This window comes from Streptomyces rimosus subsp. rimosus (assembly GCF_000720725.1).
Lineage (GTDB): Bacteria > Actinomycetota > Actinomycetes > Streptomycetales > Streptomycetaceae > Streptomyces > Streptomyces rimosus_A.
Map to the genome: position 1 here is coordinate 1 of NZ_JOCQ01000160.1, position 14,005 is coordinate 14,005.

General features: G+C 73.8%; 16 protein-coding genes and 1 pseudogene. 10 read left to right on the forward strand and 7 right to left on the reverse strand.

The window, feature by feature from the left end:
* Both fes and IH45_RS0140565 read left to right on the forward strand, forming a co-directional pair.
* The coding region (fes, locus tag IH45_RS0140560) for an enterochelin esterase (RefSeq protein ID WP_234440871.1) at window positions 1-1,445 on the forward strand (1,445 nt) is incomplete at its 5' end.
* A 520-nt stretch (window positions 1,446-1,965) separates the two neighbouring features.
* Window positions 1,966-2,751, forward strand: coding sequence for a sulfite exporter TauE/SafE family protein (locus IH45_RS0140565; protein ID WP_030681381.1), 786 nt, complete (start codon window positions 1,966-1,968; stop codon window positions 2,749-2,751).
* Between the two features lie 56 nt (window positions 2,752-2,807).
* On the opposite strand, the gene IH45_RS0140570 is transcribed toward IH45_RS0140565, so the two are convergent.
* Window positions 2,808-3,140 carry a cupin domain-containing protein gene (locus IH45_RS0140570; RefSeq protein WP_030681386.1) on the reverse strand — a complete coding sequence of 111 codons (333 nt, stop codon included), beginning with the start codon at window positions 3,138-3,140 and terminating at the stop codon, window positions 2,808-2,810.
* A gap of 321 nt (window positions 3,141-3,461) precedes the next feature.
* On the opposite strand from IH45_RS0140570, the gene cutA reads away from it, so the two are divergent.
* Window positions 3,462-3,758 carry a divalent-cation tolerance protein CutA gene (gene cutA, locus IH45_RS0140575; RefSeq protein WP_030681389.1) on the forward strand — a complete coding sequence of 99 codons (297 nt, stop codon included), beginning with the start codon at window positions 3,462-3,464 and terminating at the stop codon, window positions 3,756-3,758.
* Window position 3,759: 1 nt separating this feature from the next.
* The gene (locus IH45_RS0140580) at window positions 3,760-4,806 is read left to right on the forward strand and encodes a trypsin-like serine peptidase (protein WP_030681391.1); all 1,047 of its coding nucleotides are present in this window, start codon (window positions 3,760-3,762) and stop codon (window positions 4,804-4,806) included.
* Window positions 4,807-4,830: 24 nt separating this feature from the next.
* Here IH45_RS0140580 and IH45_RS0140585 read toward each other — a convergent pair whose 3' ends face one another.
* Complete coding sequence (locus tag IH45_RS0140585; protein WP_050515539.1) at window positions 4,831-5,535, reverse strand: SanA/YdcF family protein; 705 nt, start codon at window positions 5,533-5,535, stop codon at window positions 4,831-4,833.
* A 138-nt stretch (window positions 5,536-5,673) separates the two neighbouring features.
* Between IH45_RS0140585 and IH45_RS0140590 the strand changes: the two genes are divergently transcribed.
* The gene (locus tag IH45_RS0140590; protein WP_030681397.1) at window positions 5,674-6,108 is read left to right on the forward strand and encodes a gamma-glutamylcyclotransferase family protein; all 435 of its coding nucleotides are present in this window, start codon (window positions 5,674-5,676) and stop codon (window positions 6,106-6,108) included.
* Between the two features lie 65 nt (window positions 6,109-6,173).
* On the opposite strand, the gene IH45_RS1000000147460 is transcribed toward IH45_RS0140590, so the two are convergent.
* From IH45_RS1000000147460 to IH45_RS0140600, 4 genes and pseudogenes are all read right to left on the reverse strand, one after another.
* Window positions 6,174-6,386 (reverse strand): DUF397 domain-containing protein, encoded by a 213-nt coding sequence (locus tag IH45_RS1000000147460; protein ID WP_078898021.1) that lies wholly within the window; start codon window positions 6,384-6,386, stop codon window positions 6,174-6,176.
* Window positions 6,383-6,556: pseudogene (locus IH45_RS1000000150450) on the reverse strand (transcriptional regulator); the annotation flags it as partial. The pseudogene IH45_RS1000000150450 and the gene IH45_RS1000000147460, both read right to left, overlap by 4 nt.
* Before the next feature lie 117 nt (window positions 6,557-6,673).
* A complete protein-coding gene (locus IH45_RS0140595; protein ID WP_030681399.1) occupies window positions 6,674-7,153 on the reverse strand; it encodes a DUF4279 domain-containing protein in 480 nt (159 codons plus the stop codon).
* 86 nt (window positions 7,154-7,239) lie between these two features.
* A complete protein-coding gene (locus IH45_RS0140600) occupies window positions 7,240-7,626 on the reverse strand; it encodes a TniQ family protein (protein ID WP_050515540.1) in 387 nt (128 codons plus the stop codon).
* 214 nt (window positions 7,627-7,840) lie between these two features.
* Here IH45_RS0140600 and IH45_RS0140605 point away from each other — a divergent pair, with 214 nt between their 5' ends.
* The 4 genes from IH45_RS0140605 to IH45_RS0140620 all read left to right on the forward strand — a co-directional run bounded on the left by IH45_RS0140605 (window position 7,841) and on the right by IH45_RS0140620 (window position 10,751).
* Window positions 7,841-8,857 carry an adenosine deaminase gene (locus IH45_RS0140605; protein WP_050515541.1) on the forward strand — a complete coding sequence of 339 codons (1,017 nt, stop codon included), beginning with the start codon at window positions 7,841-7,843 and terminating at the stop codon, window positions 8,855-8,857.
* A 113-nt stretch (window positions 8,858-8,970) separates the two neighbouring features.
* Window positions 8,971-9,426: a MarR family winged helix-turn-helix transcriptional regulator gene (locus IH45_RS0140610; RefSeq protein ID WP_030681406.1), complete on the forward strand. Its 456-nt coding sequence runs from the start codon at window positions 8,971-8,973 to the stop codon at window positions 9,424-9,426.
* A 155-nt stretch (window positions 9,427-9,581) separates the two neighbouring features.
* Entirely contained in the window at window positions 9,582-10,040 is a 459-nt protein-coding gene (locus IH45_RS0140615; protein ID WP_030681409.1) for a nuclear transport factor 2 family protein, read from the forward strand.
* Between the two features lie 51 nt (window positions 10,041-10,091).
* The gene (locus IH45_RS0140620) at window positions 10,092-10,751 is read left to right on the forward strand and encodes an HAD family hydrolase (RefSeq protein ID WP_032919362.1); all 660 of its coding nucleotides are present in this window, start codon (window positions 10,092-10,094) and stop codon (window positions 10,749-10,751) included.
* 5 nt (window positions 10,752-10,756) lie between these two features.
* Here the strand turns inward: IH45_RS0140620 and IH45_RS0140625 are convergent, their stop codons facing one another.
* A complete protein-coding gene (locus tag IH45_RS0140625) occupies window positions 10,757-12,916 on the reverse strand; it encodes a molybdopterin oxidoreductase family protein (RefSeq protein ID WP_234440873.1) in 2,160 nt (719 codons plus the stop codon).
* Window positions 12,917-13,306: 390 nt separating this feature from the next.
* Between IH45_RS0140625 and IH45_RS01000000144675 the strand changes: the two genes are divergently transcribed.
* A partial coding sequence (locus IH45_RS01000000144675; RefSeq protein WP_234440872.1) for a sirohydrochlorin chelatase occupies window positions 13,307-14,005 on the forward strand: 699 nt, incomplete at its 3' end.

Genomic DNA, 14,005 nt, shown 5'->3' on the forward strand with positions numbered 1-14,005 from the left:
GCGGGCTCTCCGGTGTCTGGGCGGGTGCGGGGCGCGACGGGCGCGGCGGCCGGGGGGGCCGGGCCCCCGCCTCCCCCGTCCCCGCCGGCCCGCCGCGCTCGTCGCGCCCGGCACCGGCCGAAACCGTGGACAGCCCGCGGATCGTCGCGCTGGCCGCCTCCGTGGCGGGCGGACGGGACGCCGCCGTACGGGAGTTCTGGGCCGAGACCGAGGCGCAGGGCACCCCGCTCGTCGAGCCGATCCCGTGGGACCCGGAGCACCGGGCCGTCACCTTCCTGTGGCGCGGCACGGAGGACACCCGCCGCGTCCTCCTCCTGGTCAACCGCCTCGTGGACCGCTCGCACCTCGCGGGCAGCCTGATGCGCCGCATCCACGGCACCGACGTCTGGCACCTCACCTACCGGCTGCGGTCGGACCACCGCGGGTCGTACGCCATCGCACCCGATACGGGGGGCGGTGCCGGGCGCCACCACACGTCGGCCGTGGCCGCGGACGACTTCCAAGCCCGGCTGCTCCCGCTGCTCGCCGCGTCCGGGCCCGACCCGCTCAATCCCCGTACGGTTCCAGGCCGCTGGCAGGGAGCCGGCCGTTCGGTCTTCGAACTGCCCGACGCGCCGCCGCAGCCGTGGCGGCCGTGGGCGCCCGCGGTCCGGGCGGCCGGGAGCGGCCGCCGGGGCCTCGTGGAGCAGCACCGGCTGACCAGCGCCGCCCTCGCGGCCCGGCGTGACGTATGGACGTACGTACCGCCGGGCCCGCTCCCGGACGGCGGCGCGGACACGCTGGTGCTGCTGGACGGCGACCTGTGGTTCGGGCGGCTCGGTGTGCAGACGCTGTTCGACCGGCTGATCGGGGACGGCGTGCTGCCGCCCCTGGTCGTGCTCGCGCCGGACGCCGTGGACAACGCCACCCGCGCCCGCGAGTTCGGCGGCCGGCAGGCGTACGTGAACTTCCTCGCCGCCGAGCTGCTGCCCTGGGCGGCGGCACGGCTGCCGGTGACGTTCGACCCGTCGCGCACGGTCGTCGCGGGCGAGAGCCTGGGCGGGCTCACCGCGCTGTACGCCGGGTTGGCGGCGCCGCGCCGGTTCGGCAAGGTGCTGGCCCAGTCGCCTTCGCTGTGGTGGCGGCCGGAGGGGCCGGGACCCGTGGACGGGACCGATGCCGCGGAGGGCCCCTCCTGGTTGGCGGAGGAATACGCGGACCGGACGAAGTACGCCGGTGGCGGCCCCCGCGACCTGCGGGCGCACCTGCGCGTCGGCCGCTACGAGGGGGACATGCGCAAACGGTCCCGCGAGTTGCGCGACACGCTGCGCCGCCTCGGGCACTCCGTCGCGTACACGGAGTACAACGGCGGTCATGACCACGCCTGCTGGGCGGGCGGACTGGCGGAGGGACTGGTGGACCTGCTGGGGCGGGCGGACGGCGGTACGAAGGAGGGCGGTGCGTGATGTCGCTTCCGGTTGTGCTGCACCGCGCCTACTGCCTCCTCAAGTGCCGTGCCTACCACGTGGTTCTGCGGACGCCCCGCTTCCGTACGGCGAAGTCCGTGGCGCCGGTGGGGCCGGTGCCGGGGGAGCGGCGGCCGGAACGTCCTAAACGGACCGTTGCGAGCCACCGGCTCGTTCCGGACCGCCCGTCACGGGCCGTTCCCGACCGCTCGGAACGGCGCGCCGCGGACCGCCGCCCCACCCCCTTGGGTCCTGCCCCGTCCGGTCCCGCCCCGTCCGGCCCCAGCCCCCGGCGTCCCGCCCCGGACCGCCTCCAGCGGTCCGTCCCCGACCGTCCTCACCGGCGTACCAAGGCCCTCGCCGGGTGACGGACGCGGCGCCCCGCCCCACCAGTGCCGGGGCGGGGCGCCTTTTGTACGGGCCGGTGGCGGGCGGCGGTCACGGGCCGCCCGCCACCGGTCTTCTGTGACTCCCGCCACGCGCGCCTCTCCTGTCCCGCCCGGCTCCATAAGATCGGCCGGTGCCCGCAGACATATCGCTGACCACGACCCTCCTGCTGTGCGTGGCCGCCCTCGCGGCCGGCTGGATCGACGCCGTCGTGGGCGGCGGCGGTCTGCTGCTCCTGCCGGCGCTGCTCGTCGGCCTCCCGCACACCCCCGCCGCCTACGTCCTGGGGACCAACAAGTCCACAGCCGTCGTCGGCACGGCCGCCGCGGCATACACGTACGTACGCAAGGCCCCCGTCGACCTGCGCACCGCCGTACGCATCGGACTGGCCGCGCTCGGCGGCTCGCTGGGCGGGGCGTTCTTCGCGGCGGGCATCAACAGCGAGGTGCTGCGCCCGCTCATCATGACCGTGCTGGTGGGCGTGCTGGCGTTCGTCCTCTTCCGCCCGGCCTTCGGCACCGCGCCGCCGCCCTCCGGGCCCGTCACCCGGCGGCGCGTGCTGGCCGCGGTCCTCGTCGCGGGCCTGGGCATCGGCTTCTACGACGGGCTGATCGGCCCCGGCACCGGCGCCTTCCTCGTCGTGGCGCTGGCCGCGATCCTGCACATGGACCTGGTCACGTCCTCGGCCACCGCGAAGATCGTCAACGTGTGCACCAACGTCGGCGCGCTGGCCATGTTCGCCTACCAGGGCACGGTCCTGTGGCAACTGGGCGCGCTGCTCGCGGCGTTCAACTTCGTGGGCGGCACGGTCGGCGCGCGCATGGCCCTCAAGCGGGGCGCCGGGTTCGTGCGCGGGGTGCTGGTCGTGGTCGTCGTCTCGCTGCTGTGCAAGCTGGCCTTCGACCAGTGGGTGGCCTGAGGGGCGAGCCCCGGGGAAGCGCGGGCCGCGCCTCCCCGGAGCCCGGCCCGCTGCCCTCAGTTCATGGACTTCGTCGCGGTGACGGCCGTCAGCAGGACGGCGGAGTCCTGCAGCGCTTTCAGGCCGTGCCGCTCGTGCGGGACCGGTACGACCTGACCGGCGATCAGATCCCGGTCGTCGCCGGTGCCGGTCAGCCGTACCCGGCCGTGCAGCACCTGGAGGCTGGCTGCGGGCGGCGTGGTGTGCTCGTCCAGCGCGGCGCCCTCGATGAGCGCGATCACGGTCTGCCGGAGCGGGCCGTCCTGGAGGAAGAGATGGGCGCTGCGTCCGTGTGCCGAGGCCCTGGCGTCGTCGAGCTGGCGGCGGGTGAGGCTGCTGAGGTCGTCCATGACGCGGCCTTTCGATCGGGGTCCGCGGCGCCGGGACCGGCGCCGGTGCCGGAGTACTGGTACCCGTACCGGCCCGGCCAACCGCGCCGCCGCAGGGGTCCATCCTGACGGGTGGCCGGGCGGCTGCCGAATGGCCGGTGTACGCGGCGCGGGCCGGTGGCCGGAGGCAGGATGATCACGACGGTCCGTACGATGCGCAAGGACCCGATCATCGACCAGTGCCCGAAGGGGGACGTCCAGGTGCGAGGCGAACCGGCGGAGCGGGAACGGCCCGAGGAAGCCGCGGCGGACGACGGCGGCCCGGCCGGCTTCCTGACCGTCATGACGACGACCGACAGCGCCGAGAAGGCGGAGGCGCTGGCCCGCGGCGCGATCGAGGCACGGGTGGCGGCGTGCGCGCAGATCGGCGCGCCCGTCACGTCCGTGTACCGGTGGGAGCACGCGATCGAGACGGCTCAGGAGTGGCAGGTGCTGTTCAAGACGGCGGCGGCCCGGTACGCGGCGCTGGAGGCGTACCTCCTCGAAGCGCACGACTACGACACACCGGAGATCATCGCGACGCCGGTCACGCGGGGCGGGGCCGGGTACCTCGCCTGGGTCGAGCGGGAGACGAGCTGAGGTGGGGCGGCGATCCGTGATGCGGCGAGGCGGCGACGGCGGGGCGGAAGGCGGGCCGGGCAACGGTCCGGGGCACCGCCGCAAGCACCGGCACAGACGACTGGCCCTGGGCGGGACGGCCGCTGCGGGGGTGGGGCTCGCGCTCTGCTTCCTCATGGCGCCCGCGAACGGCGCGTCCGCAGGGACGGCGCCCGCGAACGGCGCGTCCGCCGACGGCGATGACGGCGGCCGCGGCTGGACGAGCGAGGCAGCGGCGCGGTACTGGACGGCCGGGCGGATGGCCTCGGCCGTCCCCGCGGGCCCGGGCGGCGGCAAGGCCGCCGCGGCGCCCACCACCCGGACCACGACGGCCGCCCCGGGGGCCGCCGGCTCCGCGCAGCACTTCGAGGGCGTGCCCTCGGTCGGCGTGCTCTTTTCTGTGGACCAGGACGCGAAAGCGCACCACTGCACCGCCAGCGTCGTCCGCAGCCCGCGGCGCAACCTGATCCTCACGGCCGGGCACTGCAATCCGGGGTCGCGTGCGGCTTTTGTCCCGCAGTATCGTTCCGGCGCCCCGGACCAGCCGTACGGGATCTGGGCGATCGACCGCGGCTTCACCGACCCGCGGCGCACCGACACCGGCCCGGGATCGGACCTCGACTTCGCGTTCGCGACGGTCAAACCGGACGGCGAGGGCCGCGCCCTGGAGTCGGTGACCGGCGGCAACATCCTGTCCCGCACGCCCGGTTACACCACCGACGTCACCGTCATCGGCTACCCGACGGCCCGCAACGACCCCGCCGACCAGGCCATACGGTGCGCGGTACGGACGACCCGGCTCACCGGCCAGCGGCAGCTGCGCATGGAGTGCGGCGGGTTCTACGGCGGCACTTCGGGCAGTCCGTGGCTGAGCCGCTTCGACGAGCGGACGAAGACGGGGTACGTGGTCGGCGACATCGGCGGCCTGAACGGCGGCGGCCCCTCCGGCCCGGACAGCCACCGGACCTCCTACAGCCCGTACTTCGGCGCGGACGTCTTCCGGCTGTACGCCCGCGCCATCGTGGGCTGAGGACGCGGGGACGGCGGCGGCGCGTCACCCCAGCGCCGCCGTCACCCCGCCCTCCCGCGGTCCGAGGAAGTGGGGATCGGGCCGTACCGTCGCCTCGACCGCCGCCTTCGCTGCCGCGAACACCTCGCGGGTGCCGCCGTAGTACCAGGTGACGTCGTGCCGGTCGTCGACGCCGACCCCGTACGCGTCGAGCCCGGCCGCGTCGCACAGCGCCAGCGCGCGCCGGATGTGGAAGCCCTGGCTGACCAGCACGGCCCGGTCCACGCCGAAGATCCGGCGGGCGCGGGTGCAGCTGTCCCAGGTGTCGAAGCCCGCGTAGTCGCTGACGATCCGGTTCCCGGGCACGCCGTGCGCGACCAGGTACGTGCGCATGGCGTCCGGCTCGTCGTAGTCCTCGCGGCTGTTGTCGCCGGTGACGAGGACCGCGCGGACCTTGCCGTCCTCGTAGAGCCGGGCGGCGGCGTCCAGCCGGTGCGCCAGGTACGGGGACGGCTCGCCGTCCCACAGGCCCGCGCCGAAGACCATGGCGACCGGCGCAGCCGGAACGTCCTCGACCGTACGGACCCGGGACCCCGTGGTGGCGTTCAGCCAGGTCGCGGGCAACAGCGCCACCACACAGGCGAGCACGGCGACCTGGAAGGCCCGCCGCTGCCCGCGCCGCGTCCGGGGCAGGCGCACCCGGCTCCGTATGCGCCGCAGCCACCCGGCCCGCTGTGCCTGCTGTGTCATCCGTTGCCCCCGTTGTTCTTGTTACTCCTGATACTTCTGCAAGCAGCGACGCGCCGTGGCCTGGCATGGTTGCGGGAACGAGGGGCCCGGCCCCCCGTACGGCCCTCGGCCGTACGAGACCCGAAGGAGCCCGCCCGGATGACCACCGAGCCCGAGCGCCTGCCGTTCTTCGTCTACGGAACGCTGCGCCCCGGCCGGGCCAACCACGCCCGGTGCCTGCGCGGCCGTACGGCAGGCGAGGAATCCGCGCTGGTCAGAGGCGTGTCGCTGTACGAGGGGCCAGGCTATCCGTACGCCGTGACCGGCCCCGCCGAGGCGGTCGTGCACGGCGATCTCGTACGGCCGCGGGCGGACGTCTACGACGCGGTGCGTGCCGCACTCGACCGGCTGGAGGGACACGTGCCCGGCGCTCCCGGCAACCTCTACGAGCGGGTGGCGCGGCAGGCCGAGTGCGCGGACGGCCGGAGCGTACGGGCGTGGGTATACGTGGCCGCCGAACCGCTCGCCGGGCGCCTGCGCACATCCGGCACACCGATACCCGGCGGCGACTGGCTGCACGGACGAGCGCACTGAGAACCCCGCCACTCCGATGGATGGGGGTGGCGGGGCTCAAGGCCGGACAGCGCTACCGCGCCGCATCACGCGGCGAAGAATGCGCCACTTTTGACGCCCGCGATGAACTCTGCAAACGAACGGGTGGGGACGGAGAGAACGGGCCCGTCCGGGTTCTTGCTGTCCCGGACGGGAACTATTCCGGTGGTCGTCTGCGCCGGGGCCCACTCAACACAGGAGCCACCATTGCCGCTGTAGGAAGACTTGGACCAGATGAGGGTTCGGGGGTCGGTGGTCACGAGGTGCCCTCCCGTATGTGCCGAATCATGCTTACTGATTCCGCCTGAGAAAGTGCGGCCGCCTGTAGCTGATGGTAGGCCTTCATCAGCGTTAGCACGGGGGTCAGTTCCCGGTCCAGACGGCCGTGGGTCTCCGACTCGACGTAGGAAACCACGGAGCGATCAGGCAGGGGACCACGGCAGGCGTGTGTGCTCTGGAGCGGGGTTCGTCGGTTCTGCTGAGACGTTGGAGGCGCGATTCTCGTAAAACGTGGCAGTTTCCGGTTGCGTCGGCCGTCAGGTTGGGCTCATTCGCCGTCTTCATGCGAAGTCATGTCGTACTCGTCGATATCGAGGACGGCTCCGGTAGCGGTGAGGAAGTCCAGCGCGTCACGGTTCAGATGCCAGCCAAACAGGTTGGGACCTTCCGGAGGCCCCAGATGGAGGGGCTGCTGTTCCTGGTCGGTGTCGTTGAAGTAGCGCACGACCTCCAGGACGGCGCCGCCGTGTTCTTGTTCCTCAGCGGCCAGACGGCCGGCGAGTTCGGCGATTCGGGCCGTGTGGGGCCGAAGCCTGTCCAGGACACGGGCGATCTGCTCGTCGACACACAAGCCCGGCTCTCGACACACGATTTTCCAGGAGTGGCTCACGGGCCTCACCACGGGTTCCGTGGAACGACTTCCGCGTACGGACACCTCGTCAGGTGCGATGCCCAGCAACGCGGTCATCTCCGCGGCGGAGGTGCGCCGGCTGAACAACGCGAAGTAGACGTACTGACGAAGAGGCACCCGGGGACGATATCTGCGGGACGGCGGCTGGTCCAGGGAAATTGGCCCGGGGCGAGGCGACAGTTCGGTGGTCATGCAACAGCGGATCAGCTGTCGGCAGTGACGAGTCCATGAATGCCACGACGGGCCATGCAGAGACAGCAGGCGGGGCGCCGGCGGCGCTCGGCCAGTTCTTCGATTGCCAGCCGCTGGCGGTGCTGCCCGGATTCGCGTACTTCGGCCAGGACCGGCATCGCGTGGATCAGCGTGGGAACGCTTTGGCCGGTCAGAGCCGCCAGCCGGGGCAGGGCGGCGGGGGCCCAGTAGCCGACCCGGTTACCGTCGCGGCGGTGGCGGCGGCTGGGGCCGATCAGGAACGAGAAGTGGCCGATGGGCAGGTGGCTGGCGTCGGCGAGGCGGTTGAGGTAGGAGCCGATCGTCTCGTGGTGGACGGGCGGCAGCGCGACGGGCAGGGTCCGGAGGTGGCTGTTCATGGGGTTCGGCGGCAACCTCTGCGAACAGGTCGCACGGGAGGCCGAGTGCGCGGACGGGCTGCGGACACGGCGCACTGTACGGCCGCCCCAACCGGCCGCCCGGCACCCCCGCCCCGATAACCTGGACCACTTGCCCGAACCGCACAGGCCCCAGTGGCCCCGGCGGTCCCGGCAGCCCAGGCAGTACCGAGCAGCAGACAGGTGTGATCCCAGCGTGCCCCCCACCACCCCGAACCCGGCGAACCCCCCGCTCCCCAAGGCGGAACTGCACCTCCACATCGAGGGCACCCTGGAACCCGAGCTGGCCTTCGCCCTCGCGGAGCGCAACGGCGTCACCCTGCCGTACGCCACCGAGGACGCGCTGCGCCGCGCGTACTCCTTCAGCGACCTCCAGTCGTTCCTGAACCTCTACTACGCGCTGATGGCCGTGCTGCGCACCGAGAACGACTTCGCCGACCTCGCCCACGCCTACCTGGCCCGCGCGCAGGCGCAGGGCGTCCGGCACGCGGAGATCTTCTTCGACCCGCAGGCGCACACCTCGCGCGGCGTGCCCCTCGGCACCGTCGTCGAGGGCCTGACGCGGGCGCTGGACACCGCCGGGGAGCGGTACGGCATCACCACCCGCCTGATCATGTGCTTCCTGCGCGACCAGAGCGCCGAGTCCGCGCTGGCCACCTTCGAGGCGGCCCGCCCGTACCTGGACCGGATCACCGCCGTCGGCCTGGACTCGGCGGAGGTCGGGCACCCGCCGTCGAAGTTCAAGGAGGTCTACGCCCTGGCGCGGGAGGCCGGACTCAAGTGCGTGGCGCACGCGGGCGAGGAGGGCCCGCCCGCGTACGTGTGGGAGGCGCTGGACGTGCTCGGCGTGGACCGCGTCGACCACGGCGTGCGCTGCCTGGAGGACCCGGAGCTGGTCGCCCGCCTGGTCGCGGACCAGGTGCCGCTGACCGTCTGCCCGCTGTCCAACGTCCGGCTGCGCGTGATCGACACGATGGCCGACCACCCGCTGCCCGCGATGCTGGACGCCGGCCTGCTGGTCACCGTCAACTCGGACGACCCCGCCTACTTCGGCGGCTACGCCGACGACAACTTCACCGCCGTACGCGACGCCCTGGACCTGGACGAGGAGACCCTGCGCACCCTCGCCTGCAACTCCTTCCGTGCGTCCTTCCTGGATGAAGCGACCCGCGAGGCGTACCTCAAGGAGGTCGAGGCGCACGGGCGGGGGTGACCGGACCGTCTCCCGGCCGCTGTTGACCTCACGATTGACCTCAAGTCCGCTTGAGCTCCTAGGTTCTTCCTCACCGGGGCACCCGCCCACCATCCACAGGTGAGGACACGACCATGCAGTACTCGCACAGCGACGCCGGACTCGCGGGCCAGCCCATCGGCTACTGGGCCTGGGCCGCCCACACGGCGGCCGTCACCCACATCCGCGCCGGGCTGGCCCGCCACGGTCTGAGCCAGCCCCAGTGGTGGGTGCTCAACCAGCTCGTGGGCCACGCCGGCGGCCGCGACCGGGCGGAGGTGACCGACATGCTCAAGGGCTACCTGGATGTCGGCGCCGACGGCATCGGCGCGGCCGTCGACGCCCTCCTCGACCGCGGCCTCGCCACCGCCGACGGCGACCGGCTGCACATCACCGCCGAGGGCGCGGACCTGCACGCCCGGTGCGCCGCGCTCCAGAAGGAGATGCGCGCGACGCTCCACGACGGCATCAGCGACGAGGAGTACGTCCGTACGCTCAAGGTGCTCCAGCGGATGATCCACAACGTGGACGGGAAGATGTGGCACCACTGAGGACGTCGATCCGTCCCCTCCGTCCCCTTCCCCCCGAGGTAATCGATCCGTCCCCTTACCCCCGGGGTAATCGACCGGCCTCCCCGCCCACGGCAGCATCGGGCACACCGGCGGGAACCCCCGCCGGTTCCGGCCGCACCCGCGAGGAGAGCGCCATGACCGACCACCCCACCGCCGCCACCCCGGGTACGACCACGGACGAGACCCCCGTCGCCGAGGCCACCCGCTCCGTCGTGCAGCAGTTCCTCGCCGCCCGGATGGCCGGGGACACCGGGCGGCTCACGGAGCTGTTCGCCGACGAGGTCGACTGGCTGCTCGCGGAGAACCCCGTCGTCCCGTGGATCCGGCCCCGTAGGACGGCTGCCGAGTGCGCCGCCCAGGCGGAGGAGCTGGCGGCCCACACCGTCCCCGAGGACGCCCGCGCCTCGGTCGACGCCTTCCTGGTCGACGGCACCGACGCCGTCCTGACGGGCCACGTCTCCGGAACCGTACGCACGACGGGCAAGACCTTCGAGGGCCCCTTCGCCCTCCGCCTCACCGTCGAGAACGGCCGCATCACCCGCCACCACCTCTACGAGAACAGCCTGTCGATCGCGGAGGCGTGCACGCCGTGAGGGCACGGAAACGGTCTCCGGCGGCATACCGCCCATGATCTACTCGGCGGCATGCCGCTGCTGCTGCTCGATCTCGACAACACCCTGGTCGACCGCGATGCCGCGTTCCGGGACGCGGTGGTCGCGTTCCTGGGGGAGCGCGCGCTTGCGGCGTCGGATGCCGACTGGCTGATGGCGGTGGACGCGAGCGGATACACCCCGCGCCACAAGGTCGCCGCGGCCATGACCGATCGCTACGGCGGGCGGGTGGCCGAGAGCGCGGTCAAGGCACTCCTCGACCGGGGAGGTGCCGACCGCGTCGTGCTGCCGACCGCTGTGCGGACCGCCTTGAAGGAGGCCGGCGACAGCGGCTGGACCTGCGTCGTCGTCACCAACGGCCGTACTGCGCAGCAGGAAGCGAAGATCCGGGGCTGTGGGCTCGACCAGGTGGTGCACGGCTGGGTGGTCTCCGAGACCGTGGGCCACAAGAAGCCGGAGCCGGACATTTTCCGTGCCGCGGCCGCGACGGCCGGCGTCCCGATCCGCGACGCCTGGATGATCGGCGACTCGCCGCACGCCGACATCGCCGGCGCGCACGGCCTGGGTCTGCGCAGCGTGTGGATCTCGGGGGACCGGGTGTGGTCCGAGGCGGCTTTCGCGCCCACCCGTGTGGCGCGGGATGCGGCAACCGCGATCCGGTGTGTCACCGGCGCGCAGAGGCCGGCGGCGTAACGCCGTCACCGGCGCCTGGCGCCCGGGGCCGCAGGAGGCCGCCGGTGCCCGGGCGCCGGGCCCGCAAACGCGTCGGCCGGGCGGGACGCCCCCAACGGCTCCGTTTCCTGCGCCCCCTCCGACTCCTCCACCGCCTCCACCGCCTCCACCCGCACCGCACACACCTTGAACTCCGGCATCCCCGATGTCGGGTCGAGAGCCGGGTTGGTGAGGGTGTTCGCGCGCCCCGGGCCCGGCCAGTGGAAGGGCATGAAGACCGTGTCGGGGCGGATCGTTTCGCTGTAGCGGGCGGGGGCCACCGCGCGGCCGCGGCGGGAGGTCACCGCCACGGGGCGGCCGTCCTCGATGCCGTACTTCCGGGCGAGGCGCGGGTGGATCTCCACGTACGGGCCGGGGGCGGCGGCGTTCAGGTCCGGGACGCGGCGGGTCTGGGCGCCCGACTGGTACTGGGCCAGGACCCGGCCGGTGGTCAGGACCACCGGGTACGACTCGTCAGGCTCCTCGGCGGCGGGGCGGTGGGTGACCGGGGCGAAGCGGGCCCGGCCGTCGGGGGTCGCGAAGCGGTCCAGGAAGAGGCGCGGAGAGCCGGGGTGGTCCTCGTCGGCGCAGGGCCAGAAGACGCCGTCCTCGGCGGCGATCCGCCGGTAGGTGATCCCGGCGTAGTCGGCCGGGCCGCCGGCCGAGGCGCGGCGCAGTTCGTCGAAGACTTCCTCCGGATCGGAGGGGAAGCCCTTTTCCCAACCAAGATGGGTGGCAAGGGAGTTGAGAACTTCGAGGTCGGTGCGGACGCCGGGTGGCGGGGCCAGGGCGCGGCGGCGCAGCAGTACCCGGCCCTCCAGGTTCGTCGTGGTCCCGGTCTCCTCCGCCCACTGGGCGACCGGCAGCACCACGTCCGCCAGCGCCGCCGTCTCCGACAGCACGACATCGGCCACCGCGAGGAAGTCCAGCCCCCGGATGCGCTGCTCGACGTGGGCGGCGCGGGGTGCGGACACGACGGGGTTGGAGCCCATGAGGAGGAGGGCCCGTACCTCCCGGCCCAGCGCGTCCAGCAGTTCGTACGCACTGCGGCCGGGCCCGGGGAGGGAGTCCGGCGGTACGCCCCACACGCCCGCCACATGCGCCCGCGCGGTCGGATCGGCCAGCTTGCGGTAGCCCGGCAACTGGTCGGCCTTCTGGCCGTGTTCGCGTCCGCCCTGCCCGTTTCCCTGGCCGGTCAGGCATCCGTAACCGGAGCGCTCGCGCCCTGCCCGCCCGGTCGCCAGGCACAGATTGATCCACGCGCCGACCGTGTCCGTCCCCTTCGCCTGCTGCTCGGGGCCGCGCGCCGTGAGGGCCATGGAGCTGTCCGCGTCGCAGAACAGGCGTACTGCGTCGCGGAGTTGGGGGACCGGTACGCCGGTGATCCGCTCCACCAGTTCCGGCCAGTGGGCCATCGCGGCGGCCCGTGCCTCGGGCCAGCCGCTGGTACGGGCCGCGATGAACTCCTCGTCCGTACGGCCCTCGGCCACCACCAGGTGCAGCAGTCCCAGCGCGAGCGCCAGATCGGTGCCGGGGCGCGGCGCCAGGTGCAGGTCCGCCTGCTCGGCGGTGCGGGTACGGCGCGGGTCGACGACGATCAGCCGGCCGCCGTTCTCCTTCAGCTCCGTCAGGTAGCGCAGCGCGGGCGGCATCGTCTCCGCCAGGTTCGAGCCGACGAGGATGACGCAGCCGGTACGGGCGATGTCGGCCAGCGGGAACGGCAGCCCGCGGTCCAGGCCGAAGGCCCGCTGGTGCGCGGCGGCGGCCGAGGACATGCAGAACCGGCCGTTGTAGTCGATCTGCGAGGTGCCGAGCACCACCCGCGCGAACTTGCCCAGCGCGTACGCCTTCTCGTTGGTCAGGCCGCCCCCGCCGAAGACGCCCACCGCGTCCTTGCCGTACGCGGCGCCGGTACGGGACAGGCCGTCGGCGACCCGGCGCAGCGCCGTCTCCCAGTCCGCCGGCACGAGGCGGCCGGTCGCCGTGTCCCTTACCAGCGGCTCGGTCAGCCGGGCGCCCGGCGCGAGGAGCTCGGCGGCGGTGCGGCCCTTGCCGCACAGGGCGCCCCGGTTGACGGGGAACGCCGGGCGTTCCACGACCTCGGCCGGGGGACCGGCGGCGCCCGCCGGGGCGCGGCGCAGGCCCATGCCGCACTGGAGGGAGCAGTACGGGCAATGGGTGTCCACCTGCGGGTGTGCTTCCGGCGGCGCCGCCGGGGCGGTGGTGGTGCGGGGGGTGGCGGCAGTCATGCGTCCAGCCTGCGCCGCGCGTGTTTCCGCTGGTCCGGGCCGGTGTTACGGGCCGGGGAAGCGCGCCTCACGGTGCCCGTGCCCCGTGGGTGAGGTGCCCGGCCCCGCACTTCACGTACGGCCTTCGCGCCCCGTGGGCGTGGAGCCGGCACTTCACGCACGGCCCCCGCACCCCATAGGCGTGGAGCCCGGCACTTCACCTACCGCCTCCGCCCCCCGACAGCCACCCGAAACCCGCCGTCACACCCGCGCAACGGCACCGCAACGACCGGCTGCCAGGCTCCCTCCATGACGGCGTCGACACCGACCCCACCGCCCGCGGGCCCCTCCGGCACCGCGGCCCCCTTCGACAGTACGGCGCAGATCATGACGGAGATCACCACTCAGCTCGGCGAACGGCTCGGCCGGGTCAGGCTGTACGGCCTGCCCCGCCACGGCCCGGCGGTCCGCCCACCGGCCGCACCCCGCCCCCCGCTCGTCGCGGTGGCGCACGGCAGCCGCGACCCCCGCGCGCTGCGCACCGTGACGGCCCTCCTGGACCAGGTACGCGCCCTGCGCCCCGGCCTCACCGTCCGCCTCGGCCACATCGAACTGAACGCGCCCCTGCTCCCGGACACGCTGGCGCGGCTGCGCGGCCCGGCCGTCGTCGTACCGCTGCTGCTCGCCCGCGGCCACCACGTCGGCCACGACATCCCCGCGGCGCTCGCCGACGCGCCCCACCTCACGGCGCGCCTCGCCCGCCCGCTCGGCCCCCACCCCCTGCTCGCCGAAGCGCTGCACGCGCGCCTCGAAGAGGCCGGCGCCCGGCGACCGAGCGCCGTCGTGCTGGCCGCCGCCGGGTCGCGCGCCCCCGAGTCGGCCGCCGACACGGCCCGTACGGCGCGCCTCCTGTCCGACCGGCTCGGCGGCGTACCCGTCCTGCCCGCCTACGCCTCGGTACCCGCGGCAGGCGGCCCGCCCGGCACCCCGCTCCCGGTGTCCGCCGCG